22 protein-coding genes and 4 pseudogenes are annotated in these 24,738 nt (G+C 67.5%); 16 read left to right on the forward strand and 10 right to left on the reverse strand.

What is annotated here, in order from left to right:
- Window positions 1–336: 336 nt before the first annotated feature.
- Complete coding sequence (locus OG780_RS01060; RefSeq protein WP_328443697.1) at window positions 337–1,134, forward strand: hemerythrin domain-containing protein; 798 nt, start codon at window positions 337–339, stop codon at window positions 1,132–1,134.
- Window positions 1,113–1,772 (forward strand): hypothetical protein, encoded by a 660-nt coding sequence (locus tag OG780_RS01065; protein WP_328443699.1) that lies wholly within the window; start codon window positions 1,113–1,115, stop codon window positions 1,770–1,772. Before OG780_RS01060 ends, OG780_RS01065 begins: the two co-directional genes overlap by 22 nt.
- Before the next feature lie 79 nt (window positions 1,773–1,851).
- On the opposite strand, the gene OG780_RS01070 is transcribed toward OG780_RS01065, so the two are convergent.
- Window positions 1,852–3,246, reverse strand: a complete 1,395-nt coding sequence (locus OG780_RS01070; RefSeq protein WP_328443701.1) for an MFS transporter — start codon at window positions 3,244–3,246, stop codon at window positions 1,852–1,854.
- A gap of 474 nt (window positions 3,247–3,720) precedes the next feature.
- Between OG780_RS01070 and OG780_RS01075 the strand changes: the two genes are divergently transcribed.
- A complete protein-coding gene (locus tag OG780_RS01075) occupies window positions 3,721–4,095 on the forward strand; it encodes a hypothetical protein (protein ID WP_328443703.1) in 375 nt (124 codons plus the stop codon).
- Between the two features lie 194 nt (window positions 4,096–4,289).
- Window positions 4,290–5,324, forward strand: a complete 1,035-nt coding sequence (locus tag OG780_RS01080; protein WP_328443705.1) for a helix-turn-helix transcriptional regulator — start codon at window positions 4,290–4,292, stop codon at window positions 5,322–5,324.
- Window positions 5,325–5,352: 28 nt separating this feature from the next.
- Here OG780_RS01080 and OG780_RS01085 read toward each other — a convergent pair whose 3' ends face one another.
- On the reverse strand, window positions 5,353–6,828 hold the full coding sequence (locus tag OG780_RS01085; RefSeq protein WP_328443707.1) for an MFS transporter: 1,476 nt from the start codon (window positions 6,826–6,828) through the stop codon (window positions 5,353–5,355).
- Window positions 6,829–7,074: 246 nt separating this feature from the next.
- Between OG780_RS01085 and OG780_RS01090 the strand changes: the two genes are divergently transcribed.
- On the forward strand, window positions 7,075–8,016 hold the full coding sequence (locus tag OG780_RS01090) for a helix-turn-helix domain-containing protein (protein WP_328443708.1): 942 nt from the start codon (window positions 7,075–7,077) through the stop codon (window positions 8,014–8,016).
- A 50-nt stretch (window positions 8,017–8,066) separates the two neighbouring features.
- On the opposite strand, the pseudogene OG780_RS01095 reads toward OG780_RS01090, so the two are convergent.
- Window positions 8,067–8,964, reverse strand: a pseudogene (locus tag OG780_RS01095) (arginase family protein).
- A 260-nt stretch (window positions 8,965–9,224) separates the two neighbouring features.
- Here OG780_RS01095 and OG780_RS01100 point away from each other — a divergent pair.
- From OG780_RS01100 to OG780_RS01120, 5 genes and pseudogenes are all read left to right on the forward strand, one after another.
- Complete coding sequence (locus tag OG780_RS01100) at window positions 9,225–10,280, forward strand: YrhB domain-containing protein (RefSeq protein WP_328443709.1); 1,056 nt, start codon at window positions 9,225–9,227, stop codon at window positions 10,278–10,280.
- 146 nt (window positions 10,281–10,426) lie between these two features.
- Window positions 10,427–10,948 (forward strand): GNAT family N-acetyltransferase, encoded by a 522-nt coding sequence (locus OG780_RS01105; protein WP_328443710.1) that lies wholly within the window; start codon window positions 10,427–10,429, stop codon window positions 10,946–10,948.
- A 228-nt stretch (window positions 10,949–11,176) separates the two neighbouring features.
- The gene (locus tag OG780_RS01110) at window positions 11,177–11,536 is read left to right on the forward strand and encodes a site-specific integrase (RefSeq protein WP_328443711.1); all 360 of its coding nucleotides are present in this window, start codon (window positions 11,177–11,179) and stop codon (window positions 11,534–11,536) included.
- A gap of 53 nt (window positions 11,537–11,589) precedes the next feature.
- A pseudogene (locus tag OG780_RS01115) lies at window positions 11,590–12,767 on the forward strand (IS3 family transposase); the annotation flags it as partial.
- Between the two features lie 239 nt (window positions 12,768–13,006).
- On the forward strand, window positions 13,007–13,474 hold the full coding sequence (locus OG780_RS01120) for a hypothetical protein (protein ID WP_328443712.1): 468 nt from the start codon (window positions 13,007–13,009) through the stop codon (window positions 13,472–13,474).
- Between the two features lie 54 nt (window positions 13,475–13,528).
- Here OG780_RS01120 and OG780_RS01125 read toward each other — a convergent pair whose 3' ends face one another.
- Window positions 13,529–14,569: a NucA/NucB deoxyribonuclease domain-containing protein gene (locus OG780_RS01125; RefSeq protein WP_328443713.1), complete on the reverse strand. Its 1,041-nt coding sequence runs from the start codon at window positions 14,567–14,569 to the stop codon at window positions 13,529–13,531.
- Window positions 14,570–15,091: 522 nt separating this feature from the next.
- On the opposite strand from OG780_RS01125, the gene OG780_RS01130 reads away from it, so the two are divergent.
- From OG780_RS01130 to OG780_RS01140, 3 genes are all read left to right on the forward strand, one after another.
- Window positions 15,092–15,331, forward strand: a complete 240-nt coding sequence (locus tag OG780_RS01130) for a hypothetical protein (protein WP_328443714.1) — start codon at window positions 15,092–15,094, stop codon at window positions 15,329–15,331.
- The gene (locus tag OG780_RS01135) at window positions 15,319–15,534 is read left to right on the forward strand and encodes a hypothetical protein (RefSeq protein ID WP_328443715.1); all 216 of its coding nucleotides are present in this window, start codon (window positions 15,319–15,321) and stop codon (window positions 15,532–15,534) included. Before OG780_RS01130 ends, OG780_RS01135 begins: the two co-directional genes overlap by 13 nt.
- Before the next feature lie 342 nt (window positions 15,535–15,876).
- Entirely contained in the window at window positions 15,877–16,098 is a 222-nt protein-coding gene (locus OG780_RS01140; protein WP_328443716.1) for a hypothetical protein, read from the forward strand.
- 149 nt (window positions 16,099–16,247) lie between these two features.
- Here the strand turns inward: OG780_RS01140 and OG780_RS01145 are convergent, their stop codons facing one another.
- The 3 genes and pseudogenes from OG780_RS01145 to OG780_RS01155 form a co-directional block, all read right to left on the reverse strand.
- Complete coding sequence (locus OG780_RS01145) at window positions 16,248–16,463, reverse strand: hypothetical protein (protein ID WP_328443717.1); 216 nt, start codon at window positions 16,461–16,463, stop codon at window positions 16,248–16,250.
- Window positions 16,464–16,934: 471 nt separating this feature from the next.
- Window positions 16,935–18,035, reverse strand: coding sequence for a DUF3103 family protein (locus tag OG780_RS01150; RefSeq protein WP_328443719.1), 1,101 nt, complete (start codon window positions 18,033–18,035; stop codon window positions 16,935–16,937).
- Between the two features lie 251 nt (window positions 18,036–18,286).
- Window positions 18,287–18,445 (reverse strand): annotated as a pseudogene (locus OG780_RS01155) (IS5 family transposase); the annotation flags it as partial.
- Between the two features lie 233 nt (window positions 18,446–18,678).
- Here OG780_RS01155 and OG780_RS01160 point away from each other — a divergent pair.
- Window positions 18,679–19,800, forward strand: coding sequence for an IS630 family transposase (locus OG780_RS01160; protein ID WP_328443721.1), 1,122 nt, complete (start codon window positions 18,679–18,681; stop codon window positions 19,798–19,800).
- A 22-nt stretch (window positions 19,801–19,822) separates the two neighbouring features.
- The gene (locus tag OG780_RS01165) at window positions 19,823–20,383 is read left to right on the forward strand and encodes a histidine phosphatase family protein (protein ID WP_328443723.1); all 561 of its coding nucleotides are present in this window, start codon (window positions 19,823–19,825) and stop codon (window positions 20,381–20,383) included.
- Window positions 20,384–20,401: 18 nt separating this feature from the next.
- Here OG780_RS01165 and OG780_RS01170 read toward each other — a convergent pair whose 3' ends face one another.
- Entirely contained in the window at window positions 20,402–20,749 is a 348-nt protein-coding gene (locus OG780_RS01170; RefSeq protein ID WP_328443725.1) for a hypothetical protein, read from the reverse strand.
- A gap of 225 nt (window positions 20,750–20,974) precedes the next feature.
- Window positions 20,975–21,334: a WhiB family transcriptional regulator gene (locus OG780_RS01175; protein WP_328443727.1), complete on the reverse strand. Its 360-nt coding sequence runs from the start codon at window positions 21,332–21,334 to the stop codon at window positions 20,975–20,977.
- Between the two features lie 933 nt (window positions 21,335–22,267).
- Between OG780_RS01175 and OG780_RS01180 the strand changes: the two genes are divergently transcribed.
- Entirely contained in the window at window positions 22,268–24,028 is a 1,761-nt protein-coding gene (locus OG780_RS01180; protein ID WP_328443729.1) for a hypothetical protein, read from the forward strand.
- A 431-nt stretch (window positions 24,029–24,459) separates the two neighbouring features.
- Here OG780_RS01180 and OG780_RS44480 read toward each other — a convergent pair.
- Window positions 24,460–24,723 (reverse strand): annotated as a pseudogene (locus tag OG780_RS44480) (recombinase family protein); the annotation flags it as partial.
- Window positions 24,724–24,738: the final 15 nt, after the last annotated feature.

Consider the following 24,738-nt stretch of genomic DNA (forward strand, 5'->3'; position numbering starts at 1 on the left):
ATGGGTGCTCGGCCTTGAGTTGGTATGCGCCTGAGCTGCTGCGATCCTCCACAGGAGTGCGTTCCCATCCGCCGTTGTTCGTTGGCGTTGTCACGCAGTTACTGACCTTTGAGGCGTGTTGTCGCCGGGGGCTGACGATGTGTGATCGTCGCGGTATGCCGGTTGTGTGAGATATCCGCAGGGTGGTGGGCTGACGCCTGAACGGCAGGCGTATCGCGATCTCCCGCTCGTCCGCACTGCGGATGCTGACGCGGCTGCCCCGGCTGGTGCGGGCCGTGCCCGACGGGGACACGGCCCGCGCGGCGCGGATCGCCGGGGCGTTGCGGGACTACACCCATGGGCCTGCACCACCATCACCACGCCGAGGACGAGTTGATCTGGCCGCTGCTGCAACGCCGTGCCCCGCACGACGAGGAACTGGTGGGCCGGATGCGGCTCCAGCACGAGGAGATCGACCGCACGCTCGCGGCCGTCGCCGAGTGGCTCCCCGTGTGGGAGCGGTCCGCCGACCGGATCCCCGGGGAGGAACTGGCCCTGGCGCTGGACGCCCACCGGACGGCGCTGCTGGTCCACCTCGACGAGGAGGAGCGGTCGATCCTGCCGCTCGTCGCCGAGCATCTGACCGCCCCGGAATGGGACTTGGTCGGCGAGCGGGGCATGGACGGCATACCGAAGAACAAGCGGATGCTAGCGCTCGGCACGATCCTGGAGGAGGCGACGCCCGAAGAACAGGCCTCCTTCCTGGACCGGGTTCCGCTGATCGGCCGGCTGCTGTGGCGGGCCCTCGCCCGGCGCCAGTACGCCGCCTACCGTCGCGCCATGCGTGCCCCGCTGGCCGGGGCACGATGCCTCTCCTCGACTCCGCCCCGCTCTACGTCCTGGACGCCTACCGGACCTGCGAGTTCGCCACCCTGGGCAGGACGGCACCCCCTCGCCTGGCCGACGGCCTTGCGGCGCAGGCCGGACGGGACGCTGCTGCTGAGCACGTCCCTCGCGTTCGCCCAGAAGGCGCTGAACATCCGCCGTAACGGCCGCGTCGCGCTGCTCTTCTCCGAACCCACCGGCAGCGGTCTGAAGGAGCCCCAGCAGATCTTCGTCGGAGGACACGCCGAGTGTCCTCCGACGAGATCATGACGGGTCCTCAGGACACCGAAGACTACTGGCGGATGCTGTTCGAACGGCAGCCGCACAGCCGGGCGTACTTCCTTCCTCCACTGCGCCGCGTGATGGACTGGTACTACCTGCGGTTGCTGATCACCGTGACCCCCGACCAGGTCGTGGTGCGGCCGCCGATGCCGGCCGCGGCACAGTCGCCGGCCAAGGGGGACAGTCCGCTGCCCGGCGCCGGGCTGCTCGCTCGGTACCCGAGGGCGGTGCTCGCCGCCCGTGACGCCACGGGCGCGCCGGTGCTGGCACGCACTCGGCCCGTGCCCGCGGACGGCGGCTTCGCCGTGGACGTGCCGACCGACTGCGCGGCCGTACCGGGCCCCGCCTCCCTGCTGGTGCACCGGCACGACGAGCGTCTCAACAACATGCACAACACGCTCGTACGCGGCGAACTGCGCGCGGCGGACGGCGGGTTGCTGCTGGTCCCGGCGGGCGTGGTGGAACCGATGGGCTCGGGCCGCGCGAGCGAGGCGGTGTCCGTGCTGCGCACGACCCGACGGGCCGCCGCCCGCTATCCGCGCCGCCGCGGGCTTGAGCGGCCTCAGGCGCGCTGGCAGGACTTCCGGGCCCTCGCCCGCCAGGCACGCCGGGGCGACGGGGGCTGACCGATGCGTCCGCGCGCGGTGAGCGCTGGTCCTCGGCAGCCCGAGAGCGGGGCGGGGAGAGGGCCGATGCCCGTCTCCCTCAAGTTCCTTCCGGAGCCGTCGCCGGCGACGGTGTCGTGCTGTCCGTGACGCGGCGGGCCCGCGCGATGCCCCATCCCACCAGCGCCGCGGTCAGGAGCGTGAGAACGAGGCCGGCCCAGGTGATCGCGTCGCGGAACTGCGTGGTCTGGTGCGTGCTCCAGTGCGACGTGGTGATGTCGCCGGTGAAGAGTGCCGCGAGGATGGTTCCGCCGACTGCGATGCCGATGCCGGTGCTGACTTCGCCCGCGGTGTCCACCAGCGCCGATCCGATGGTGGTGCGGTTGGCCGGGAGGCCGCGCATCACGTTGGTCCCGGCGACGACACCCACGACGCGCATACCGGCGGCGACGAGCATGAGCGCGAGAGCGATCCACCCGTAGCCGAAGCGGCCCAGGAGCCCGTAGACGGCGAGCCCGCATACGACGGCTCCCGCGCTGAGCCAGGATGCCTTGTCGAGGCCGACACGCGTGACCAGCGGGCCGATGAGCGCACCGCCCGCGATGAGCACGACGACCTGCGGCAGCATGCCCAGGGCCGCCTGGGCGGGTGTCCAGCCCAGGTCGAGCTGGAGCTGCAGGGTCACGAGGTAGCCGAGTCCGGCGGTCGCGAGGCTTGCGGCGGCCTTGAAGGCCAGGCCGCTCGACACGAGGGGGCGGGCGACGAGTTCGAGGTCGAGCAGCGGATGGCGGGCGACACGCTGGCGGACGACGAACAGCACGGCCGTCAGGACGGCCGCCGCCGTGGTCAGCCACGGGAGAAGCGACGCGGTACCCGCGTCGACGAACAGCGTGGGCGCGACGAGCGTCAGCACGATCGCGGCCGTGCCGAGCAGGGCACCAGCACCGTCGATCGGGTCCCGGTGCAACTCGTCCGCCTTGTCGGCGGGGATGCCGCGCCGGATGCCGACGAACGCGAGTGCAGCGATCGGCACGTTCACCAGCAGCAGCATCTGCCACGGAGCGAACGCGAGCACGAAGCCGCCGACCATGGGTCCGATCGCGAGTCCGACCAGGCCGACGGTCGAGATCAGCGTGGTCGCACGGACGCGGAGCGCGTCCTCGTCGAACAGGCGGAACGCCAGCGCGAGGGAACCCGGTGTCGTCATCGCCGCCGCGACGCCCATGGCCGCCCGGACGGCGACGAGTTGCTCCGCCGTCGTGACGAACGCGGTCGCCAGACTTGCCCCACCCAGCAGCACCAGCCCGACCAACATGACCTTGCGGCGGCCGACCCGGTCGGCCAGCGCGCCGAGGGCCAGCATCAGTCCACCGAACACGACGGCGTACACGCCTGTGACCCACTGCAGAACAGTCGTCGACGCCGACAGCTCACGGCCGATGGTCGGCAAGGCGACGTTGAGGATCGAGTTGTCGAGCATCTCGAACAGGAACACCGCTGACAGGCCTGCGAGGGCTGTCCCCGCTTCACGGAGGGAACGTGGCGAGGCAGGACGGAAGGAATCTGGCGACGGTTCGCGGAGGGATCGTGGTGAGCGAGAGGCTTCGGTGGGAGCACCGGCCTTCTCTACGGTTCCAGGACGACGGACATTCACTGCGCACTCCTTCGATGTGAAGAAGTGGCGGCCCGTCCGGTACCGCGTATGCGCGTGTGTCCCCCGCTCCGTCGACTCGCGTCGATGTTCTGCGGTGAACACACGTTTCTACTTCCAGTGCTCTGACAGTACACCGGGCCCGGAGATCATTTCACCGCGCTCTTTGGACCGGCAGGCTCATCCGCGTCCGCTTGTCACCCCCCGATTTCTGGGGGATTCACTCGGTTTTCCGTCCAGGGCATCGTCCTGGGTGTGCTCCGGACCACGGTGCACCCGCCCGGCACCTCATAGCCGGCCAACCATCAGGGGGAAACCATGATGAAGAGAGTCCTGCCGCGTCGTAGCGCCGTCGTCGCGGCGCTGAGCGCCGGCGTGCTGTTCCTGGGGGTCGGCAGCGCGTCCGCCGCGAACGCGCTGATCCACGTGGGTGATAGTGCGGGCGTCTTCAACACCCCGCACACCCGCGACGGCAAGGTGGGGGTGCCGGACCTGAGGTTCGGAGACTCCATCGTCGCCGACTGCTGGGACCGCGGTGACAACATCAGCAACCGCGGGAACGTCTGGTACCACACGGTGTCCGAGCGGTACACCGCCACCACCGGCCAGGAAACCTTCGTCACGGGGTGGACCTACGGGGCGTACGTGGACAGCAACGAGGCGTTCCACGACGGGGCCGTTCCGGAGTGCTGACGGAATGAACCCGGTCGCCCGGTCCTTGACCACTCGGGACCGGGCGACCGCGCGGAAAAAGCGGAAAGGACGGGAATAGAAAGTTCCAATTCCGATTTCTCGGTGGCTGCCGTATACACGCCAAGGAGTGTCACCTCTCGGCCAACGTGCCGCGAATCCGTGTTCGTCGAGCGACGCAGATCCACACTCCTTCCATGAATCCGGACGTGGAACAGACAGCCCGCACTCTGGCGCCTGCGGTGGCGGAGGCCACGACAATCCCTGAACTGGGTTCGGTGATCTCACGGCACATCGCGGAACTCGTACCGCACGACGGATACATGTTGAGAGGAGTCGACCCGATCACGGGTGCGGCATGTTTCCTTACGAAGGAACATGGTTATGCGGCGGACTTCTATCGCGAACTGGAATCCGCGGAAATCCTCGGCCACGGGCAGCACACCTTGACCGCACTGGTCGGACGTGGCCGTCCTGTGGCGGTCCTGGCATCCGACCCACCGGGCAGACAGCACCGTGTCCGGCACCAGGAGATCATGAACACGACCGACGTCAGCAGCGAGATGCGGGTCGCCCTGACCCTCAAAGGGATGACCTGGGGTCTGCTGGTACTGCTGAGAGCAAGAGGCAGCAGACCCTTCTCGACGGCCGACGCGGTGAACGCCGGCCGACTGGCCGGCCCCATGGCGGAGGCGCTGAAGCAGTATGTCGCCGGTCGTTTCCTGCGTCCCGTTCGCAGCGCGCCCCCACCCGGAATTGTGGTGATCGACGGCAGCGACACGATAAGGGCGGTGACCCGAACCGGTCATGAATGGGTGAGCAAACTCGTGCAGGACGCCGAGACCGCTGACGAGAGCGAGATATTCGCCCACGTCTGGAACATAGCCCTCATGGCACGGCAGCCGGGCCGTCAAGCACTGAGCCGTATCCCCGGCCCTGACGGCTGGATCGTGCTGGAGGCCCAGCGGCTCGACGATTCGGACCTCGGCGGTGTCGCGGTGACCATCCAATCCGCCTCCTCCGACGTACTGCTGCCCGCCGCGGCCGTTCTGTACGGGATCACCTCGCGGGAACAGGAGGTGATCAGGCGGGCTCTCGACGGACTGGCCGTCAAGCAGATCGCGCGCAGCATGAATCTTTCTCTGCATACCGTCAACGATCATTTCAAGTCGATCTATCGAAAGACGGGTGTCAATAGTCGTGAGGAACTCTTGTCGAGCCTTTCGCGATGATCCGGCCGTCCCGCGTATCCAACTCCGGTCAGCCGCGGGGCAGGAGGAGGCGGGACAGCGCGGCGGTGACGATGAGGAGGGCGGCGACGGCGAGCAGGCCGATGTGCATGCCCGGCAGGGAGAAGTCCGCGCCGGAGGCGGCGAGCAGGCCGCCGAAGAGGGCGACCGCGAGCGCGCCGCCGGTCTGGCGGAAGGAGTTGAGCAGCCCCGACGCCGTCCCCGCGCATTCTCCGGGAACGGCGTCCATCAGCAGCGCGGTCAACGCGGGCACCACGAGTGCCCCGCCGATGCTCAGCGGCAGCAGCAGGACCAGTACCAGCCATACGGGGGTGTGCGCGGCGAGCGGCAGCAAGGCCAGCATCGCTCCCGTGAAGATCAGCTGACCGGCGACGATCACCGGCCGTCGTCCGACGCGCTCCGCCAGTCGCGGTGAGACGAGGTTGGTCGCCGTCACCACCGCGGACATCGGGACGAACATCAGCCCCGCCTCGATCGCCGACATTCCGCGCAACTGCTGGTAGTACAGGCCGAGAAGGAAGATCCCGCCGTAGAAGGCGGCGTTGACGGCGAAGCCGACCGCCAGCGGGACGGCCACCCTCCGGTCCGTCAGCATGCCCAGTGGGACCATGGGCCGACGGTGCCGGGCCTCCACCATGACGAAGGCACATCCGGAGGCGACGGCGAGCGCGGCGGCCGCCGCCACGGTGCCGCTGGTCCAGCCCAGGTGGCCGCCTTCGATCACCGCGAAGGCCAGCCCGGCCAGGGCCAGTACGGCGGTGAGTTGTCCGCCGGCGTCCACCGCGGCGGGCCGGCGCGCGGAACGCGGCACCCGGACCAGCAGGCCCAGGATCACCGCGCCCACGGGGAGGTTGAGGAGGAAGACCGCTCGCCAGCCGGCCGAGTCGGTGAGCAGCCCGCCAAGGACCGGACCCGCGGCCATCGCCACCGAACCGCCGACGGTCCACAGCGCGATGGCGCGGGCGCGCGCCCGGGCGTCGTCGTACGCCTGGCGGATCAGTGCCAGCGAGGCCGGCATCACGATCGCGGCGGCGCCGCCCTGCGCCACGCGCGCGGCGACCAGCACACCAATGCCGGGCGCCAGTGCGCAGCCCAGGGAGGCGAGGGTGAACAAGGCCACGCCCCAGGCGTAGGCGCGACGGGCGCCCGCACGGTCGGCGAGGGCGCCGGCGGAGATCATCAGGGCCGCGAACATCAGGGTGTACGCGTCCACCACCCATTGGAGTCCGGTCATCCCGCCTCTCAGGGACGTGCCGATGGCGGGCAGGGCGATGTTGACGGCCGAGACGTCGATGGTGATCACGGTGAAGCCGAGCAGCGCGGCGATCAGGGCGACGCCGCCCCGCGGCGGCGCGGTGGCCACGCCGACGGCCGGCATCGCTGGTCGGGACCCGTGCGGCCCCTCTCGCCGGAGCGTGAGCGTCGACGACCGCTGGCCGTGGTCACGGGCCGTCGCGATGGCCGCTGAAGGAACAGGGGTGCGCATGATGAACTCCTCGGCAGGCAAAAGGAATCGACGGTGGTCGGGGAGAGTCGGCGGGCGGCTCCGGACTGCCGGGGCTGCGGTCCTGTGCCTCGCACGCCCTGGGCCTCGGCGGTCGGGCCGCCCGCTTCGGGTTCAACTCTCCGCCTCCGCACGGCGGTCCGGCAGACCGGGCTGTTCCCGGGGTGCGGTGTTCCAGGGTCTGACAGGGCCCCCCACGTTCCCGGTCGGCCTGCCAGAATGGGCCGAATGTCAGCAACGGACGCACGGGGCACCGAACTCGGCAGATATCTGAAGGCCCGCAGGGCGCAGGTCCGGCCGGAGGACGTCGGCCTGCCGGCCGGCGCGGGGCTGCGCCGCACTCCCGGACTGCGCCGGGAGGAGCTGGCCGCGCTGGCCGGAGTGAGCGTCGACTACTACATCCGCCTGGAGCGTGGCCGGGAGACCAATCCCTCCCCCGCCGTCGTAGACGGCCTCGGCCGTGCCCTGCGGTTGCGCGGCGACGGTTACGAACGCCTCTATGAACTGGTGGAGTTGGCGTCCGGGCGGGTCGGCGAGCTGCCCGCCTCCTCCGATCACACGGTTCGTGACTCGGTGATGCGGATGCTGGAGTCGGTGCGTCCGCTCCCCGCCTATGTGGTGAGCCGCTACAACCGTGTACTGGCCGCGAATCCGCCCGGCCAGCTGCTGCTGCCCGGACTCTGGGACTGGCCCCAGGAGCAGCGCAATCTGACCCGCTACCTCTTCCTCCACCCGGTCGGCCGGACGCTCTACGAGCCGTGGGAGGAGACGGTCGCCCTCTCGGTGGCCCATCTGCGGGCGGTCGCCGGAGCGGACCCGGACGACCCCGAGCTGACCACGCTCGTCGGTGAACTGGTCTTGAAGTCACCGGAGTTCGCCCGGCTCTGGGAGCAGTACGACGTCTGCGAACGCGGGGGCGGACAGAAGTCCTTCCGGCATCCGAGGGTCGGAGCGATGACGCTGACCTACGAGGTCATGCGTCTGGCCCGGACGGGCGGCCAGCGGATGGTGGTCTACCAGGCGGCACCCGGCACCCTGGACGAGACCGCCATGCTGCGCCTCGATTCCGCGGACGCGCGACCGCGGTCGGCGCGCTCGGAGCATCCGGAGCCGGCCGGTGAACCGTGCCCCGCCGGCACGTTGTCCCCGGCCCATGACTCGGCCGGCTGAGCCTGCCTCCGCACGGCCTGGGGCACGTGGGCCGTGCGGGCCCGTTCCGGTCAGGCGCCGGTGAAGGCCGCCTGGAGGAGGTCGGCGAGGAGCGCCGCGCAGGTGCCGTCGGGGTCGAGATCGGGGTCGTAGACGGTGAGGTTGAAGCCGACGCACCGCTTCGATCGCAGCAACGGTCCGCAGCAGCGCGGCGAGTTCGTCGGGCAGGAGTCCGCCGGGGTCGGGGCTGTCGACGGCGGGCATGACGGACGGGTCCAGCACGTCCGCGTCCAGATGGACCCAGAACCCCTCGGTCACGGGCACTTCGAGAGTCTGCAGGACCGCGCCCGCCAGTTCCCCGGCGCCCCACTGCCGGATCTCCCCGACCGTCGCGTTCATGATCTTCAACTCGGTGAGCTCGGCCCGCTCGTCGTCGTAGTCCCGGATACCGAGAACCCGTACATCCTCGTCCCTGACATACGGCCGCAGCCCTTCGAGGTCGGTCAGGTCCCGCTGGCCACGACCGGTCGCGAGGGCCAGCTCCTCGCCGCCCGCGGCACCGACCCGGTCGGAGTTGCCCGGGTGCCGGAAGTCCGCGGACCCGTCGATGACGACGAGTCCGTACCGTCCGATGCGGCGCAGGGCGAGCGAGGCACCGAGCTGGATGGAACAGTCCCCGCCCAGGACGACCGGGAAGTCGCCCGCCCGGACATGGTGCTCGACGCGGTCCGCGAGCTTGCGGCTGTACGCGGCGATCGCCCCGGCGTTGAACACACCGTCGCCCTCCGCCCATCCGCCACGGTCATAGCGGGGCGGCACGACGACTCCACCCTCGTACGCCCCGAGCCGCTGTACCAGCCGTTGCTCCCGCAACGCGCCCGCCAGCTTGTAGCACCCGGGAACAGTGCCCTCCGCGGGCGGCCGGAGGCCGAGATTGGACGGGGCGTCGATGACGACGAGACAGCGCATCCGGCCATTTTTGACCGCACCGGGAGAAAGCCTGTGGATCGCTTGGCTACGAACCGATCCAAGAGGGGCGGACGTCGAAGCGACCGGAAGCCCCGTAGTCCGACAGGCGGGTGCGATCGGGCTCGATGATCTTCAAAATGTCGCAGGCGTAGGCAACGGTGTCGGGCCCTCGTGCGGCTGCGATCTCGGCGTAGAACAGCCATAGTCCCTGCCGGGCAGCCTGCTGGCACGCTTCCGAGACGTCTTCGTCGTCGTTGTAGATGAGTCTAGGCCGCCAGACGTTCGTCTCCGGCAAGAAGAAGCAGAACACCATCAAGACCACCACTTTCAGTGACCCGCAGGGCCGCACCCTGTTCAGCGGTGTGGTCCGGCCGGGTCGCATGCACGACCAAACCGCCGTGCGCATCGAGGGCATCGTCGAGCAGTTTCACCGGCACCTCAGAGTCAAGGCCGAGGTCGACGAGGGCTACCGGGGCCTGGCCAACAAGTTCCCCGGCCAGGTCAGCGCCCCGCCGAAGAAGCCGAAAGACGACGCACCGCTGGGCGATCAGCACGCCTGGCGCGAGCAGCGACGCCGCCAGTCCTCCGCGCGGATCTGCGTGGAGCACACCAACGCTACTGGCGCAGAGCACTTGTTCCGCAGCTGCCGTATTCCTGAGCAAGACGCCCGTCAGCGCCCTCGCATGTGGCCCTGGGCCATGCGTATTTGGTGGAGGGCAGAGGGGCCGATACGGGATGCTGCCCGTGTGATCGAGCGAGAAGCCGCCGTTCGGGCTGTCGAAGAACAACTGGAGCGCGACTATCAGCAGTGGCGAGCCGTGAGTGTGGACGCAATGCGGATGGCTGTGGTCCGTGTCAAGAAGCACGAACTGGTGTGGATCGTCTCCTGGCAGTCCGAGGAGTTCGTACGCACTCGGGACGCGGATCACATGCTGATCGGCAATGGGCCGTACCTGGTCGACCGCGTCGACGGAGGATTGCACCAGATCGGCGTCGTCTCCGCGGTAACCGGAGAGTGGGAGGCGGACTACCGAGCCCGGATACGTAAGCTGCCGGTACGCACCGCCGTAGACGATCTACATGACGTTATATGCGGAGTCGCCACTACCCGCGGCCGCGTACATGCTGTGCGAACCCTGCGTCAGAAGTTGCCCGTTCTGTCGCCGGCGGAGGCCATCGAGTACGTGAGCACGTTGCTGGACGGTGACATCCCAGCGGGCCTCGTGGGAGTAGCCACCAAGGAGCTCGTGGAGCCTCTCGATCCGGTCCTCGCCGTGGAGACCATTCGACACGGTGTGCCCAGCCCGACCGAATGACTGTCAGGCACGAGCTGAGCCGGGCACGACGCGCCCTATCGGTGCAGAGCACTTGTTCTCTGGGTGCGCTACTCACCGCGCGGCAGCGATCTCGCGAAGTGCTTCGAGATGTAGATCGTGATCGTCTGCATCAGTACCGTCGTCTCATGCCTGAACTGATCGCACCGACTGTCCGCCTGCAGTCCGCTTGGCTCGAAGCGCATGAAGAGTGGGGACCTGGTGTACATGAGGACGGGTTCGGGCTGTTGCCCTCCGACGATGTCGACTCACCGAACGGGTTCGCGGCCTGGGTGACACGGCTGGCTGCCGAGTCGGATTCGGTGACAGAGCAGGCCCCTCGGGTGAGTTGCATCTATCGATGGATCGTTGAAGGCGACCGGGTGCTGGGCGGGATTGCTCTGCGTCACGGGCTCGACGATGCGGTACTGGAGACCGGTCACATCGGCTATGGCATCCGCCCGTCAGCGCGTCGACGCGGACTGGCCGGTTGGGCGCTGGACCAAATACTCGACGAGGCTCGGTCGCTCGGGCTGGCTCGCGTGCTGCTGGTTTGTGCGATCGACAACGTCGCCTCGGCAAAGACGATCGTGCGCCATGGCGGCATCCTGGAAAGCGTCCGGGACACCATGTTCGGCGCCGCGAGACGCTACTGGATCAAGATCCAGTAGCGTGTGGACGTCCTTCTGAAGCTAACGCAGCCCCCAGGACGTTCAGTACCGCCATCGCCGGTCGTACTCATCCAGCGGATGAAGGACCGCCAAGGCAGGGCAGAGCGATGTCGTCGTGCACGTAGGTGCTGGGATCGGTGGGAGTGCCACCGTGGCATTCCAGGCCTGTTGACCGAACTAAGTCATGAGTATTCGCAGGTCAGATCATGTATCTGCTAGCTTCCCGACGTGCTTGATGAGCAACGTCCCGGAAGGGACCTGAGGGGCTTTGTCCTGCCCGAGTTGGGCCAGTTGCTGGAGACGGGAGATCCCTGGGAGCCCTACAGGGTGCTGGATCCGTTCGGGAGACCGGTCGAGCCCGCCGTGCTGTATCTCAAGGAGCTGATGGCGAGGGACAGCTCGCCGCTGACACCACGCTCGTACGGCATGGATCTGCTGCGCTGGTTCCGGTTCTTGTGGGTGCTCGGGATCGAGTGGGACCGCGCGACCCGGGAGGAGGCCCGGGACTTCATGTTGTGGATGAAGGGGGCGGACAAACCGGTACGCGTCCATTGGCGTCACCGAGGCCGGGCGGGCGTTTCCCCTTGAGCGTGGACACCCTGATCATTGGATCGTGATGATCCATAGGACAGGAGTTCCCGTTGGGGACGTCGAAGTACTCGCCTGAGTTCCGGGCCGATGCCGTCGCGCTGTACCACGCCAGCCCGGGTGGGACGTACGCGTCGGTGGCCAAGGACCTGGGCGTCAACCACGAGACGCTCCGCACGTGGGTGCGGGATGCCGAGCAGGCCGCCCGGCCCGGGGCGGTGGCGGCCACCGCGATGGAGAAGGAGAACCGGCAGCTGCGGGCGCGGGTGAAGGAACTCGAGCTCGAGCGGGAGATCCTGCGGAGGGCCGCGAAGTATTTTGCGGCCGAGACCAGTTGGTGAGCAGCCGCTTCCAGTTCGTCGAGGATCACCGTGGCGCCTTCGGCGTCAAGCGGCTGTGCCGGATGCTGCAGGTCTCGCGTTCCGGCTTCTACCGGTGACTGGCCGGTGCATCCGCGCGGGCCGGTCGGGCGAGGGCGGATGCCGAGCTCGCCGAGCACATCAACCGGATTCATCAGGATTCGGACGGCACCTATGGGGTTCCGCGCGTCACCGCCGAGCTGAAGGACTCCGGTCGGCGGGTCAATCGCAAGCGGGTCGAGCGCGTCATGCGCACGTTCCACATCGTTGGGCTGCACCTGCGCAAGAAGGTCCGCACCACCATTCCCGAGCCGTCGGTGACACCGGTGCCGGACCTGCTCCAGCGGGACTTTGCCGCCCAGGCACCGAACACCAAGTACGTGGGAGACAGCACCTATCTTCCGATCGGCAACGGCCAATTCCTTTATCTGGCAACGGTGTTGGACCTGTGCTCGAAGAGGCTGGCGGGCTGGTCGATCGCCGACCACATGCGCACGGAGCTGGTCACCGACGCGCTCAGGGCCGCCGCGAGGGCCCGCGGCGGGGACGGTCTGCACGGGGCGATATTTCACAGCGACAACGGAGCGCAATACGTGTCGAAGGAGTTCGCTCAGGTCTGCTCGGAACTGGGCGTGATCAGATCGCGCGGCGCGGTCGGCACGAGTGCGGACAACGCCGCCGCGGAGAGTCTGAACGCGACCATGAAACGCGAGATGCTTCAGGGCCGCAAGCGGTGGAACGGGGCGGGTGAGGCCCGCCTCGCGGTCTTCCGCTGGGCGACCCGCTACAACACCCGCCGACGGCACTCCCGCCTCGGCCAGATCAGCCCGATCGCCTACGAACAGCGATCAACTACGCTGGCCACCGCCGCATGCCAACCGGTGTCCACGATCACGGGGAAGGCCCCCTCAGCGGCTTCCAACGCCGGAAGGGTGCTGATCTTGGAGACCGCCCTCTATGCACCTTACGGCTCCGGATACCGAGGCTGGCTGGGAGCGGCCACAGTCACCCTGGCGTCCGCCTGTTGACCGACCGTGCCCTGTGCCCGTCGGACGGCACGGATCTACGATCTCGGGGATGGCCAGTCGTGTGTGATGTCGAAGGGGAGCTCATGGCAGAGCTTGTGCGGCAGCAGGATGTGGATGCGTACATCGGTTTTCACGCCTTCGGGCTGCAGGAATCCGATGACGCGGACCTGCCGGTCCCCTTCCCGGACGACTTCAACCGGCATGCGTTCCTCAGCACTCACCCGGGACGTCTAGACATCACCAGCGGCGGCCATACCCACACCGCCGTGGTCAGCGTCGAAGTGTGGGACGGGCCGCCGCCCGAGCAGAACCGGTCCGAATGGGATGAGGTGGCCGAGGCTGAATTCGAGTCGACCAGTGGTCAGGTTGCCGTGTGGTCCATGCACACGGGCCGGATGGACGACCTGATCACGCTGGCGGATTCCGGCGGTTCGTGGCACGTTCGTGTCCACTGTGCAGGCCGGGCCGAGGCCGCAGCCCTGTCGGAAGGCGAGGGCACCGGCCACGGTGTGGAGCGCTACCTCGTGCAGTTCTGGCCCGCCAAATCGTGAACCGGCTGCGGCGGGAGCGATTTGTGCCAGGGGCCGCTCCCGCCGCAGCACAGGTCAGGTGACGATCTTGACGATAAAGCCGTCATCCAGTCCGTCGATTACACGGTTCTTGGCGTAGAAGCTCTTCAGGAGGGAGCCGCCGGCCTGGTTGTCGTCGCCCGGGATCGGCTTCGCGGAGAAGTTGAACTCTCTTACTTCTGGGTCGTAGGAGTGCTCCGCAGCCCCTTCATAGGTGCTCGCGAAGGGGTACTCGTCGCACTCCTTGCCGCCGCTGGTGTAGTTGGGTCCCCAGTACCGCTTGCACTGCTTGACTGCCGCCTTGCGGTTGTCGTCGATGCGGCGTGTACTCACCGTGCGGTGGAGCGGATCCGCCGCCGTCTGCCCGGGCACCTTCTTCGCCGACATGTACGGCTTGGTGTCCTGCGGGACGAGGAATGCCTGGTTGATGTGCTGCGCTTCGGCGCGCTCCTCAGCGCCCTGCTTCGCGCTCAGGGTGAGCGCTGTCAGGTAGCTGAACGTGGCGGCGCCTTTCCTGGCCGGGTTGCCGCCGCCGGTTGAGTTGGCGAGGTACTTCGCGGCGTCCCAGCGCGGTGCGAGCATGAATATGTTGCCCTTGAGGTCACCGGTCAGCGTGGCGTTGGGCGGCGGAGTGATGGAGATGGACGGCTGGTAGACGGCGAACAGTTGGTCGGCGGAGCCGCTGCCTTGGCCGGGCTTGGCGTTGACGGTGTCGTTGAAGGTGCGCTGGGCGGAGAGTTCGGTGAAGGTCTTCGTTCCGGGCATGTGGCCGCCGCGGGTGTAGCGGGTGCCGGAGGGCCAGCTCTGGGGTATGCCGGCCTTTGTCGTGATTTTCATGGCGGCCACTTCGGTTTCGCCCTGGGCCACCATCTCGGTGAAGTAGTACTGGAAGTTGATCGTGCGGCTGTTCTTGGCGATGGTTCCCACGACGCGGACGTTGAACTGGCTCACGCCGACGGGCCTGCGGTTGACGACCCAGGTCTGGACGAACGAGGCTCCTGAACAGGCCGCGAACCTGGATTTCAGGAAGAAGTTCGTGGTGCTGCCCAGTCCTCTTTTGCATTCATCGAAAGTCATCGTCCGCGACGGCTCCGGTGCCGTGATCTGCGCGCCCGGCCCCGTGGGTGAGAGTCCGCTCTTTGCGTCCGGTGCAGCAGCGGACGCACGGCGCGCCAGCGGCGCGTACGAGCGGGCAGGCCCGACCGTCTCCTGTGCCGTCCGCGCACCCGGCTCTGCGCTCCGGGCAAGCTCGCGCAGCCGCTCCGTACCGCCCTCGCTCCGTAGCTCCTTGAGTGACGGTGCCGCTGTTCCCGCAGGCAGCATGTAGGACTCCACGTGCAGATCCGTGGCCTTTCGGCCCTCGCCATGGATGGCGCCGCCGCCGACAGCAGGGCGGCAGTCGCCATCATCGTCAGTGCCCGCCTGCGGGCACGGCGGAACAGGACTCCGTTCACGGTTGAACCCCCGAACTCAGTCGGTGCCGGACCCCCTGCCCGAACACCTGGTCGAGAAGAGATCTATCGAACGAATGACCGCAAATTGCCGCAGCATCGCCGGGATGGCGGAATGAGGATGGATCATTGGCCGAGACCGAAAGCCTTGCTACATCGGGACAACTCGACAACGGCAATCGAGGGCCTCCAGCAGATCGCCGTCCTAGAGACCCTGCTCGCCGTCGGCATGATCATGGGTCTGGCCATCGGAACTGCGGCCTTCGTCGTCTCGGCGACCGACCGGGCGGTGGAGCGGCGCGCACAGGTCACCGCCATCACACTGATCGGAGCACGGGCCCGGACGATGCGAGCCGTGCAGTGCGTACAGAGGTCGTGCTCCCCCTGAGCATCGGGCTCGCACTGGCGCTCGTGACGGGCAAGGTCGCCGAGTCCTGCTACCTGGTCACCGGGGGCAGCGAGATCTACTGGGACTTCGCCGGCGTCCCGATGCTCACGCTCGCAGCAGCGGGCGTGGCGGCCGTTTCCGCCGTCGGCGCACTCCCGCTCGTGGGACGGCGCATCGACCCGGAACTGATCCGGCGCGACTGACCACAGCGCTTGACCGCTCCTGGTCCGTCGGCTCGGACCGCTCCGCATCGAGCGGGCCGAGCCGACTCGTCCCGGACCGTCAACGCCGCTCGCAAGGAAGTGAGGCCACCAAACCGAAGGCCCGACAGCAGACCAGACAGCCCAACCCCCCGAACATCAACGCTCCGTCACAGCACGGCGTGCCGCCGGGGAAACGGGCGTTCCGTACAGCGCAGAGCTCTCCGAGAGGCGTATGGACGCATTGGATGCCATCGACCCGGGCGGTGTCCGGCCTGGAGCATCGACTGGCAGCGCTGCTTCGCATCGACGCTCGCGCGTCCGGGCTGGCAGTGTGCCCTGCCGATGGGGGCGGACAAGGTGATCGTGCAGGGCGAGGACCTCGGCACCCGGACGGCGGCGCTGCGGACGGGTGAGTGCCCAGGAGTCGTCGTCCTCTCCTATGCGGGCCTCGGTCTCCTTGATCTGGCCGCTCTGGGCGAAGTAGAGGACCACGACCTGCCGTACGGAGCCTCGTCATGGAAGTCCGCTCTCACGTCCCCCTTGGCGGCGGTGCCGAAGGCTTGACCCAGTTGCGGGCCGTGGCGCCGGCGTACCCGGGCACCGCCTGGCAGCGGAACAGTGACGGCAACACCCGGCATACGCGCCGGAAGCGGGCCACCGCCGTCGCGGACGTCACCTGCAAGGGCCGCCGCCGGGACGGATGCCACAGAGGGTCAGCCTTCTCTGCGCTCCAGGACACGACGGGCCGCCTCTGCCTCTGCCGCAGGCGGCGACAACTCGTCGAGCGTGTCGAGTTCGGTGTCTGCCTCCAACTCGCTTTCCCAGGCCGCAGCGAGGCGCTCCTGCTCATCGCGTGGTGCGGCGTCGACAGTCTGCCGATCCTCCGGGTTCAGAGCCGCCAGAAATCTAGCCACCGAGTCCATCGGCATGCCGTACTCCTCTTCGCTGGACAGCGTGTTGATTCCCGCCCAGCATGGTCAATCGGCTTTCGGTCGGTCGCCTGACACGGCTTCAGCACACTCGGATGGCCGCAGCCCAGACAGGCAGCCCCGGCCAACGCCCATCAGACCGCCACGGGCCGAACTACAGACGGTCTGTCCGGCAGACCGCCAGGGTCCGGTGATGACAGCACGGGCTCCACAACGCCCGTGCCTGTGGCGGGAACGAGAATTCGGTGCTCATAGCGATCCACCCATCCGCACAAGCTGAGTAATGACAGCACCACCGTCGGCCTGCACGGCTTCCACCACCGCCTGGCGCAGTCACCCACTGTCCCCCTGCACGCGGTCGGGACGGCAGCCCTCCACGTGCCGACGGGCGCGCGGATGGGGCCGGTGGTGTGATGCACCGGCCCGCACCCCTTTGTCACCGTCGTGCGCTTCGGACGTCCGCCGTGCGGTTCAGAACTGCTGGACGAAGTACGGTTCGACAGTCATCCAGCCGTTGCCACGAGCGCCGTAGCGGGTGCCGTTGTCACTGCTGGCCAGGGTGTACCAGGAGTCGACGTAGTCGGGATCGTCCGTCCACCAGTCGTTCGGGATGGCGTCCAGGATGGCGTTCACCAGGGGGATGTAGGCGCCCTGGTCGGTGATGGTGAGCAGGGCGGTGGCGATGGCCTTGGCGAGGTCGCGGTAGTTGGTGCTGCCATCCTCTTCCATCATCACGGCATCGGCCAGGTTGTACTTGTAGTTCGACCAGTTGACCAGGATCTGGCCGGGCCGGTAGACCTTGCCGTCATTGTCGAGGTAGGGCATGTCGACGGGGTCGACACGTACGGCGCCGTCCTGTCCGAAGCCGGTGACCAGCGTGTAGATCTCGGCGTCGCCCTTGACCCAGGGCTCTTCGTCGTCCGAGAGTTCCACCGCGCTGATGCGGGTGGTCCAGAAGCCCCCGGCTGCCGCCTGGGCCTGCGGCTTCCTGGTGGTACCCACCTTCGGTGCCGGCGCGGCGGAGTCCACGCCGTAGTGGCGCAGTTGCCTGTTCAGGACACCCAGACCGGCAGCCAGCGCCTTGGAACCGTCGATGTCCACGACGTACACGGGACGGGCGGGTGCATGGCGGGCGTCAAGTACATGGGCCCGGCCCCGGACGTCATAGGCGACGATCGTGGTGACGTGATCATCCGCGGTGGCGGGGACCACCCAGGGCACCGTTCCGGCAGACAAGGCGCCACGCATCGCGTGGTCCCCGAGTCGCAGCCGGAGCAGCGAACCGATTCCGGCATCAAGACCCTTGGCGGCGGCGATCCGCTGATCTGCCGTGGCCAGCGTGGACTTCAGACCGTTGTCGGCACGGTCAGCCAGAGCGGTGACGGACACCTCGTCGGTGGTCAGGGCGGCATGCTGAACGCGGGCACGCCAAGCGGAGTCGGAGAGGGAACGGGCTATGGCACGCGCTGCCTGGTCCTGCGCCGCAGCGACCGTGGAGGCGGCAGCCGGAACAGCGGCGGCTGCCGGCAGAACGGCAACGGTCTGACCGACGGACAGGGCAAGTAAGGACACTACGACGGCTACAGCGCCACGGCGGCGCGCTTCACGAGGTCTCACTGGGCGATCCTCCGGGAGAGAGTGCGGACGGACGCGCTGGCAGGTGGAGCATCAAAATGTGAATCTATGCGAGTAGACTCACGGAAAGCATGGCGGGTCCATGACACATTGGACAAGAGGAGCGCACCGCGGAAGAGCAGTTGAGCCAGCGCGGCTTCTCCACCGCGTCAGCGGAACCTGCTAAGAGGTCGTTTCATCCTGTTGTTTCATCCCCGAATGCGGCTTTGGTGTGCTGGTGTCGGGTCGCGCCAGGAGATGGTGTTCTCACCGGTGAGGCGGCGAGCCATGAGGTCGGTCATGGCGATGTGGATCACGGCTTCGGAGCGGGCGGGCAGGGTTTCGAAGCCATGATCCACCTCGCGATGATCAACCTCATGACCCGCAGGCTCACCGCCGAATCCACCCCCACATGGCGCGGGACATGAACTACCTCAAACCAAGCAATCCGGGATGAAACAACAGGAGGAAACGCCCTCTAAGTCAGCGCTCACGTGCGTAACTCCACAGGTGGCTAGTGCTCTGACCACATTGGTTCGCCGGGTTGGTGGTCGGGGCGGTTGGATGTGCGGTGACGTCCGATCGGAGTGCTGGGGGTGCGGTGGCTGAGCCTGTCCGCGTGCGCAGGTTGACTGACCAGGAGGGGCAGAGGCTTCAGCAGATCGTGCGCCGGGGCAGCACCAGTTCGGTGCGCTTCCGACGCGCGATGATGCTGCTGGCGTCTGCCGGCGGGAACCGGGTCCCGGTGATCGCCCAACTGGTGCAGGCCGACGAGGACACCGTCCGGGATGTGATCCACCGGTTCAATGAGATCGGCCTGGCCTGCCTGGACCCTCGATGGGCGGGAGGCCGTCCCCGCCTTCTCAGTACTAACGACGAGGACTTCGTCGTCCAGACGGCCACCACCCGCCCGACCAAGCTTGGCCAGCCCTTCACCCGCTGGTCCATCCGCAAACTCGCCGCCTACCTGCGGAAATTCCATGGCCGGGTCATCCGCATCGGCCGCGAGGCCCTACGCCGCCTGCTGGCCCGCCGCGGCATCACCTTCCAGCGCACCAAGACGTGGAAGGAGTTCCCGGACCCCGACCGTGAGGCGAAGCTGGACCGCATCGAGCATGTCCTGGAGCGCTTCCCGGACCGGGTCTTCGCGTTCGACGAGTTCGGCCCGCTCGGCATCCGCCCCACCGGCGGTGCGGGCTGGACCCCCGCCAGTCACCCCGAGCGGCACCCGGCGACCTACCATCGCACCCACGGCGTCAGGTACTTCCACGGGTGCTACTCGATCGGCGACGACACGCTCTGGGGCATCAACCGCCGGAAGAAGGGTGCCGCGAACACGCTGGCCGCGCTCAGGTCGATCCGGGCCGCCCGCCCGGACAGCGCCCCCATCTACGTCATCCTGGATAACCTGTCTGCCCACAAGGGTGAGACGATCCGCCGCTGGGCGAAGAAGAACCGCGTCGAGCTGTGCTTCACGCCGACCTACGCGTCCTGGGCTAACCCGATCGAGGCGCACTTCGGGCCGCTGCGGCAGTTCACCATCACGAACTCCGACCACCGCAACCACACCGTGCAGACCCGGGCCCTGCAGTCCTATCTGCGTTGGCGCAATATGAATGCCCGTCACCCCGACGTGCTGGCAGCCCAGCGCCGCGAGCGAGCCCGTATCCGAAGCGAGAAGGGCATCCGCTGGGGAGGCCGCCCACTCGCCGAAGCGGCCTGACCCACCGAGAAGAGAGCCTCCGATGGCAATAGAGATCATCTACGAGACTCACGCCACCACCACCGACAACCAGGCGGGCATCGCTACCGGCTGGCTCCCGGGCCGGCTCTCGGAACTGGGCCGCCGCCAGGCCGGGGAACTGGGCGAGCGCCGACGCGGCGACGCGCTCGCGGCCGTGTTCACCTCCGACCTTCACCGCGCCGTGGAAACCGCCCGGATCGCGTTCCCCGGCGGCAAGCCCGCGATCCATCAGGACATCCGACTACGCGAGTGCAACTACGGTGACCTCAACGGAACATCCGCCATCCTCATCGCCGCCCAACGGGCCCGCCGGATCGACGAGCCCTTCCCAGGCGGACAGAGCTACCGCCAGGTCCTGGCGGCCACCGACGCATTCCTCCATGACCTGGCCACTGACTGGGACGGCTGCCGGATCCTGCTGATCGCCCACTCGGCCAACCGATGGGCTCTGGACTGTCTACTCACCGGAGCATCACTGGATGACCTGCTCGAAGCCCCACCTGCGTGGCGCCCGGGCTGGCGCTATACGCTTCCCGCCGACTGGCCTGCCCCAACCCGGTAAACCTTCTGAGTCACGGCACTAGAGAGCCGAAGAGACTGCTTGGAAGATGAAGAAGGGAACGAGAACGGCCGGCATGGCCTTGAGCCACGGCCCCACGGGCCGGTCCCGACGCAACGGGACCAGGCCGTCCGCCAACGCCAGCAGCAGCAGGACCAGCAGTCCGGATGCGGCCACGGTCCAGGTGGCCACGCCGGCCCGGTCGCAGTCGGCCCCGCATACTTCGATGATCGTGCTGGAGCGGTCGATGACCGATCGGCCCCATCGGCGTTCGGAAAGCCACCACAGGCTGTACAGGGGCACCATGGCCGGGATCCCGACGAGGAGGTTGACCAGCAGCGCCGGCCATGCTGTCCGCAGACTCTTCATCAGGCGTGTTCACGCATCGGCACGTAGTACTTCTCGAAGATCCGATACAGGCCCATGTGCTTCCTCCCCTCCGTCTTCGCGTCCCCCGTGGTCCCTGATAGCGGATCAGAACCTTTTCGGTGTCTGCTTCCGACGAGTTGACATTCGGTCCCGCGACATCGATCAGGGAGGCATGGTACATGTGGACGAACGGCACGGTCGCGATGGTGAACGAGTTGTTCGTCCTCAGCTTCGTCCAGATCTCGAAGAGATCGGCGTCGTCGTCCGGGTTCCGTCGCGACGCCGCTGCTGCTGTGCGAGGGCCGCCGCCTTCTCGAAATCCGTTCCGGCTTCTTCGAGGATCCCGTGCCAGGAGCTGACGGTTGGCGCCATCTGTAAGAGTGTGCGGCGTTCTCGTTCCGACCAGCCGCCGAAGATGCCGTCCTTGATGCGGTGATCGAGCGCGTGGGCGAGGCACGAGATACGGACCGGGCAGCCGAGGCGGTCGGTCCGGCGGCGTTCGCGCGCCCGCACGGGAACGAACATGTCCCCGGGGTCAACTGTGCGGCAGGCCGCACGCGTTGACCACTCCGTTCGCCCGCTCACACCGACCGCCTTGGTGTCCTGCGCCCTGCCCCGACCTCGATGATCAGTTGGTCCGCCGTGTCGACGAGGCGGCTACCTTGGGGAAGTTCACGCACCACGTCGCGGCGGAAGGCTCCATGGGCCTTCTCTCGCTGGACGGTCCCTCTCACGCGCACCCACGTACGCAGCACCATGGCCAGATATCCCATCGCTGTGACTCCTGCCACCACTACATACTCCGGCATCGCTGGGTGCTCCGTTCACCGCTGGGGTGAAGTACTCACAGAGAAGTGCCGTTCACCCCGTCCGCACGTGACCTCATGCGCCGGATTTCTTCACGCAACTCGCAGTACCTCACGCCCAAATGTCGCCAAAGCGGATGTTTGAGGGGATTGAGGGTGATGCTTAGACGAACGTTCCAGGACGTTCTCAGCGAGGCGTCTGGTCAATTCCGCGAACTGGCCCCGCAGTTCGGCGATCTCCTCCCGCGCGGCAGCCTCCCGCCGGTCAAGCTCCTCCAACAACATCGCCGCCTCCAAGAGGACACGACGATCCGCTGGCCGACCACGAACGACAGCGGCGCACGGCATCACCAGCTCACTGCAGAAGAGCCGCACCCAATGAGATCTCGCTGTCCTGCCATGTCGCACAATCGCGAACTGTCAACCACTGCTCATCCGGCCCTGGTTCGCTCTGTCTTAGGCACTTTCCCGCCAGACAGATGGGGTGGATCACGATGGAGTCATCGAACGCTCGGGGTCGAAACGCTGCTGGAACGAGGGGTGGCGTGCGCGTCCAGGCACCCGGCAACCAGGCAGACCGCACTCCTGCTTCGGATCCCACTCGGCCAGATGCTGGTAGGAACCTTGCACACCATCACGTAGTCGCTGCGTACCTCACGGCCGTTGCTGCGGTCGTCACCGCGGCCGGAACGATACTGACCCTGCTGATGCGATGACGGACGGCAAGGCACTCGGAGAACGTCCGTACAAGAGCCTGGTGAGCCTGGAGGCGCGCGTGACCGACCCCGAGGTGATTGCGCTGGTGGCTGCTGACGTCAGGGCGATTCGTGAGTGGCTCCTGCTGGACTTGCGCTGTGTACGTGCCCTGAACGGGGCTGAGGTCATCGGCTTGAACGAGGTGCCCAGGCCCGAACTGGCAAGGAAGGTGTTCGGCCCGGCTGAGCCGCCCGCCGTGCGGGCACGCCTCGCGCACCTGCTGGTGAGTGAGAGAGCCTCTGCCGGCGTCACCGCCTTGGACGCCGCGCTCTGGATCGACGCAGCCGGACTGCGTGGCGAGCGAACGGACGTGCGGAGTCTTGCGCGAGAAATGGGACTGTCAACGCGCCAGGTTCATCGCCGGATCCTCGCCGTCGACGCATCAATGGCGCAGTTGCTCACGAGTACCGATGTGGTGTCGGTTGTCGAGGGAACGCTTGCACCTGACAGACTCGATACGCAAGAACTCTGGGAGGCCGTACGGGCCGAGTGCCTGATGTCGCGGGATCCGGACCGGGCAGCGGACGCCCTGCTGGCCTTGTCGCGAAATCGTTCAGGCAGCCGTGGCACACCATCGTCGCGGAGAGATGACGACACCCCCGTGTATCGAGCAGGGAACAAGGATGCGCGATATCGAGATGCGGGACGTGCCGCCAACTGGCTTGCGACGACCGCGCATCGACCACCGCTCGCGCCGTTACGGGACCCGGCGGAGCTGACCGGCAGTCTCGTGACGGCCGAAGCCGTGGAACTCACTGATGACCCGCACGAGTCACTCGACCAGCTGGAGAGATCCATCAACAGCAATCAGCGTGAGGTGCTGCCACTGCTGCTCCACCATGCAGGACGTTTGATTCCGGACGTTGCCGCGGCCGGAGTGGACACCCGATTGCGCTACCTCGGTCTCGCCTACTTCGCCACGTTCGAACCGCAGAATGTCCACGCTCTGCGCTTCGCCCGAGCGCGGCAGGACGAAGCACTTCGGTACAGCCCCAGGGGAGTCCAGGATTGGAGCGTCTTCAAGGGCATGGCCGGCCGTGCCTTCATGCTGGGCGCGCTCGGCCACCACGGTGCTGCTGTGCAGGGCTACCTCGCCGCCACCCGCCACCTGGAGCGTCATCGTCCGTACGAGGCAACATACCTTCCCGATCTCAGCGACGCGTACGGACGGATCGCCCATCACGAGGCGCTGCGCGGTGGAAACCGGGAACGTGCCCATCGAGCCGTCGCCCGAATGGAACGCATCGCCGCGACTCAGGAAGATCCGGAGATCCACTACACGCTGGCACGCACTCAACTGGAGGTCGAACTGGGATTCAGTGTCCGCCGTTCTGATTTGACCCTGGATCCGTCTCGGCCCGAGGTGCTCCGCCGCATTGACAGGGCGCTTGAGCGGTTCATCGATCTGTCACTACGGATCGGCAAAGCCAACCGAGAACTGGTGGCCTGCGACTTGGCCGTTCTGTACGCAACCGCCTCGAGAGATCGCGGGATGCTCGACGACGCAGTACGGCGTTTCCAGCAGATTGTCGCCCAGCACGGCGGATACGCCAACCAGGCCCGCCAAATGAACGTGCGGCTCCGGACCGCGACCACCTTAGGCCGGACCTTCTCGACTGTTCCGGAAGTGACGAGCCGATTCGATCCTCTGAGTGCGGCCGCCGACGTCGTTCCCAGGCGTCCGAGCGGCCTCCTCATCGAGCCGGCTGTGGTGTGAGATCTCAGGCTGGTCAGGACCACCTCAAACCGAACGGGTGGGACTCTTCTGCAGTGAGGTGGTGATGCCGTGCACCGCTGTTGTTCGTGATCTGCCGGCGATAGGGGCACGCCTCTTGTCCGCGGCGGCCACGGGCGCCATCTCGTGGCTACGGGAGCGGGGAAGACGGGCGGCTTCGCGCCCCGGCGGGAGGGTCCGGTCGGCGCCGGTTCGCCGGTGAGCATCCACCCCCATGTCGTCAGCGAGATCCGGTAGATGCGGACGGAGGACTTCGCGATGCCCGCGCCGGTGAGGTACCGCTCGACCACCGCGGTGTACGACGCGGGAGGGGCGGACAGGGGCACCACCCGGGCGCGCGGCAGCCGGAGTGCACCCCCACTGTCGAGTTCGGTCACTGGTTCGATTTCAGTCGCGGCGGACGCGGCGAACACGATCTTGCCTGCGCCGCGCGGGTCGTAGATACCGACCAGGGGGCCTTGCAGGATCTCCAGCCGATTGCCGCGGTGCTCGATGTCCTGGGCTGACGTGATCAATTCCAGGGTGTTGCGGCCGAGTCGGTCGAGCATGGTGACGGTCAGGATGTCGTTCGGTCGCAGGGCAGCCAGGGCCGCCGCGAACCGGGGTCGTTCGGGCTGGCGCGTGCTGATCGTCTCGACGTACAGGGGATCGACGCATCCCGCTGTCTGAGCAGACATTCTTGGGTGTGCGGA

The organism is Streptomyces sp. NBC_00386 (assembly GCF_036063235.1).
Taxonomy (GTDB): domain Bacteria; phylum Actinomycetota; class Actinomycetes; order Streptomycetales; family Streptomycetaceae; genus Streptomyces.

Excerpts from the sequence above, each read along its gene's own strand:
- OG780_RS01060 (WP_328443697.1), top strand. The coding sequence starts at position 337 with ATGGGCCTGCACCACCATCACCACGCCGAGGACGAGTTGATCTGGCCG.
- OG780_RS01075 (WP_328443703.1), top strand. The coding sequence starts at position 3,721 with ATGATGAAGAGAGTCCTGCCGCGTCGTAGCGCCGTCGTCGCGGCGCTG.
- OG780_RS01080 (WP_328443705.1), top strand. The coding sequence starts at position 4,290 with ATGAATCCGGACGTGGAACAGACAGCCCGCACTCTGGCGCCTGCGGTG.
- OG780_RS01085 (WP_328443707.1), bottom strand. The coding sequence starts at position 6,828 with ATGCGCACCCCTGTTCCTTCAGCGGCCATCGCGACGGCCCGTGACCAC.
- OG780_RS01090 (WP_328443708.1), top strand. The coding sequence starts at position 7,075 with ATGTCAGCAACGGACGCACGGGGCACCGAACTCGGCAGATATCTGAAG.
- OG780_RS01100 (WP_328443709.1), top strand. The coding sequence starts at position 9,225 with ATGAGTCTAGGCCGCCAGACGTTCGTCTCCGGCAAGAAGAAGCAGAAC.
- OG780_RS01105 (WP_328443710.1), top strand. The coding sequence starts at position 10,427 with ATGCCTGAACTGATCGCACCGACTGTCCGCCTGCAGTCCGCTTGGCTC.
- OG780_RS01120 (WP_328443712.1), top strand. The coding sequence starts at position 13,007 with ATGGCAGAGCTTGTGCGGCAGCAGGATGTGGATGCGTACATCGGTTTT.
- OG780_RS01125 (WP_328443713.1), bottom strand. The coding sequence starts at position 14,569 with ATGACTTTCGATGAATGCAAAAGAGGACTGGGCAGCACCACGAACTTC.
- OG780_RS01140 (WP_328443716.1), top strand. The coding sequence starts at position 15,877 with ATGGGGGCGGACAAGGTGATCGTGCAGGGCGAGGACCTCGGCACCCGG.
- OG780_RS01145 (WP_328443717.1), bottom strand. The coding sequence starts at position 16,463 with ATGCCGATGGACTCGGTGGCTAGATTTCTGGCGGCTCTGAACCCGGAG.
- OG780_RS01165 (WP_328443723.1), top strand. The coding sequence starts at position 19,823 with ATGGCAATAGAGATCATCTACGAGACTCACGCCACCACCACCGACAAC.
- OG780_RS01170 (WP_328443725.1), bottom strand. The coding sequence starts at position 20,749 with ATGAAGAGTCTGCGGACAGCATGGCCGGCGCTGCTGGTCAACCTCCTC.
- OG780_RS01180 (WP_328443729.1), top strand. The coding sequence starts at position 22,268 with ATGACGGACGGCAAGGCACTCGGAGAACGTCCGTACAAGAGCCTGGTG.